The organism is Bartonella sp. MR168JLCBS (genome assembly GCF_042194175.1).
On sequence record NZ_JBHIMP010000362.1, the window covers coordinates 1 to 724 of the forward strand.

At 47.1% G+C, this 724-nt stretch carries 1 protein-coding gene; it reads left to right on the forward strand.

Annotated features, from left to right (window positions below):
* Positions 1-724: late control protein (locus ACFIK8_RS11405; protein WP_375669493.1), on the forward strand; the 724-nt coding region annotated here is incomplete at both ends.

Consider the following 724-nt stretch of genomic DNA (forward strand, 5'->3'; position numbering starts at 1 on the left):
GACCATGCCGGTAATGAAGCCGATACATTTGAAGCAGAGTTTGATGATAGTGGCAATGATTTAGAGGTTCCACAAACGGGCAACGCTCTGCAGGTGATCTTTGGCTATGAGAACAGCATCAGTGCTTTTATGGGGCGTTTTGTTGTCGAATCGGTTGTAAGTTGTGGTGGCAGTGATGGAGAGATTTTGCGCCTTTGTGGCAAAAGTGCTTCGATGCGTAAAGAGCTTAAAGAACAGGTGAGTGAGCATTTTGATCACAAAACTGTTGGTGAGATTGTTGAGACACTGGCCAAACGCCATGGCTATCAAGCAAAGGTCAGTCCCCAGTTCACTCAACAAACTTTGCCTTATGTGATTCGCACAGATCAATCGGCTGTTGATTTTCTAACCCGCCTTGCCGACCGTATGCAGGCACGCTTTTTAATCAAGGACAATAAGTTTTTATTTTTAAGCGGTGACAATTTACCAGCACTCGACATCCATAAGCATGACTGTTCAAGTTGGGAATTCACGTTAGAGCCACGCACGCAATATGGCACCATTGAAGCTTCTTATTTTGATCGCTCAAAAGGGCAGCAATGCCAAGTCAAGCATCAGACAGGGGTTAGCGGTCCCGTGCGGCGTCTTCGCACTTGTTACACCAGCAAGGAAGAGGCTTTGGCTGCTGCTGCATCAGAATCAGACCGACTTTGTCGTGCTGTGGGCAGTGGTTCTTTGACCCTTG